Annotated in this window: 3 protein-coding genes; 2 read left to right on the top strand and 1 reads right to left on the bottom strand. The window is 40.8% G+C overall.

Annotation, left to right across the window (positions count from 1 at the left end):
- Both O3629_RS10085 and O3629_RS10080 read left to right on the top strand, forming a co-directional pair.
- The coding region (locus O3629_RS10085; protein WP_371609142.1) for a SpaA isopeptide-forming pilin-related protein at positions 1–579 on the top strand (579 nt) is incomplete at its 5' end.
- Positions 580–730: 151 nt separating this feature from the next.
- Positions 731–1,420 carry a gamma-glutamyl-gamma-aminobutyrate hydrolase family protein gene (locus tag O3629_RS10080; RefSeq protein ID WP_003002057.1) on the top strand — a complete coding sequence of 230 codons (690 nt, stop codon included), beginning with the start codon at positions 731–733 and terminating at the stop codon, positions 1,418–1,420.
- A gap of 148 nt (positions 1,421–1,568) precedes the next feature.
- Here the strand turns inward: O3629_RS10080 and O3629_RS10075 are convergent.
- The coding region (locus O3629_RS10075; protein ID WP_371609141.1) for a SpaA isopeptide-forming pilin-related protein at positions 1,569–2,219 on the bottom strand (651 nt) is incomplete at its 5' end.

Here is a 2,219-nt window from a genome sequence, read left to right as displayed (position 1 = left end):
TTCACTTCAATTCCACCAACTCCTCCGACTGTTGACAAACCTGAATTAAAACTCTACAACATTCAATTGCACAAGGTAAGTGAAGAAGGTAAAGGTCTTCTAGGAGCAGTCTTTGGACTCTATGAGGCAGATGGTACAACTCCAGTAGCTAACCCATATGGTGAAGGTCAAGCGACTGCTACTTCTGATGAGAAAGGTCTTGTAACTTTCATTGGATTTGAAGCGAAAGATTATGTCATCAAGGAATTGACAGCTCCAACTGGATACCAATTGTTAACGAATCCTATCACAGTTTCAGCTAGTGATTTTACCCAAGCTAAAGATTTGGTCGTTGATAAAGGGAATGTAGTAAATAATAAAATTCCACCATATACTCCGCCAACACCATCAACTAACAAACCAAATGAGAAACCCAAAACTGACAAACCTAAAGGGCATCAGCCTTCTGGAAGTCAACCAAAAGAAGACAAGGAACGAATCCTTCCTTCTACAGGTGAAACAGTCAGCGTTGGACTTCTTGTAACAGGACTTGCCCTTGCAGGTGCTGGAAGTACACTTGTTAGAAAACGTGATGAATAATTTGTAAAATAGGATCATCTAGATTGATTAGATGATTCTGTTTTTTTATATGTGATAAGTTTTATTTATCGTCTTCTTTAAAAATACATATTAGACACTATCACTAATGGGTGGTAAGATAAGTAGTAGTTAAAATGAAGGAGGAATGAATATGTGCAGAACAATTGTTGGAGTATCCGCTAATCTCTGTCCGGTTGACCCGGAAGGGAAAAACCTTCATTCCTCCGTGTCTAGTCAATTTGCGGAAGGAATCCGTCAAGCAGGTGGGCTTCCAATGGTCATTCCAATGGGAGATCCTTCCTTGGTTAAGGACTATGTTGAAACGATTGACAAATTGATCTTAAGTGGAGGCCAAAATGTCGATCCTAGTCTCTATGGCGAAGAAAAAACGATCGAAAGCGATGATTATAATATCGAACGGGATCAATTTGAGCTTGCCCTACTGAAGGAAGCAGTTCGCCAAAACAAACCGGTTCTAGGAATCTGCCGTGGGGTTCAGTTGATCAATGTGGCTTTTGGAGGAACACTCAACCAAGAGATCGAAGGACATTGGCAAGGACTTCCGTTTGGGACTTCCCATTCTATCGAGACTAAAAAAGGCAGTGTGGTGGAGCAACTCTTTGGACAGGCTAGTCGGATCAATTCCGTGCACCGTCAAAGTATCAAGGATCTTGCACCAAATTTCCGTGCAACCGCCTTTGATCCGCGTGATCACACCATCGAAGCGATTGAAGCAGTAGACGGCCATCGGATTATGGGCTTGCAATGGCATCCAGAATACTTGGTCAATGAAGAAAAAGGGAATTTAGAACTCTTCCGTTATTTATTACAGGAATTATAAGAAAAAGAGAGGTTGAATTGGTATCAACCTCTCTTTGTGTGTCTAAGAAAATATAGACAAAACGCTAGTAATAAGATGAAAAAATAGGATAATCGTTAATAAAAAACAGGTCCATCTAGCAAGCTAGATGAATACCTGTTTTAAGAACTTATTCGTGGCGTTTTTTAGCAACGAGCATGCTTCCAGCACTTGCAAGGACAAGACCTGCTGTAATAAATCCAGCACTTACTGTCTCACCAGTAGAAGGAAGACTTTGTTTTTTACCTTCTTTTGATTGTTTACCAGAAGGATGATTTCCTTTCGGTTTGTCGGTTGAAGGCGTTGGAGGTGTTGGAGGTGTTGGAGGTGTTGAAGGAGTAGTTGGTGGAGTTGGTGGGGTATATGGCGGAGTATATGGTGGAGTATATGGTGGAGTATATGGTGGAGTATATGGTGGAATTTTATTATTCACTACATTTCCTTTATCAACGACCAAATCTTTAGCTTGGGTAAAATCACTAGCTGAAACTGTGATAGGATCCGTTAACAATTGGTATCCAGTTGGAGCTGTCAATTCCTTGATGACATAATCTTTCGCTTCAAATCCAATGAAAGTTACAAGACCTTTCTCATCAGAAGTAGCAGTCGCTTGACCTTCACCATATGGGTTAGCTACTGGAGTTGTACCATCTGCCTCATAGAGTCCAAATACCGCTCCTAGAAGACCTTTACCTTCTTCACTTACCTTGTGCAATTGAATGTTGTAGAGTTTTAATTCAGGTTTGTCAACAGTCGGAGGAGTTGGTGGAATTGAAGTGAA

Source organism: Streptococcus sp. 27098_8_12, from assembly GCF_041432115.1.
Lineage (GTDB): Bacteria > Bacillota > Bacilli > Lactobacillales > Streptococcaceae > Streptococcus > Streptococcus parasanguinis_V.
The sequence above is the reverse complement of the archived record's forward strand: the minus strand, read 5'-3'. Positions and strand labels throughout refer to the sequence as shown.

What these genes read in the sequence shown, in the direction of transcription:
- O3629_RS10080 (WP_003002057.1), top strand. Translation starts at nt 731, where the DNA reads ATGTGCAGAACAATTGTTGGAGTATCCGCTAATCTCTGTCCGGTTGAC.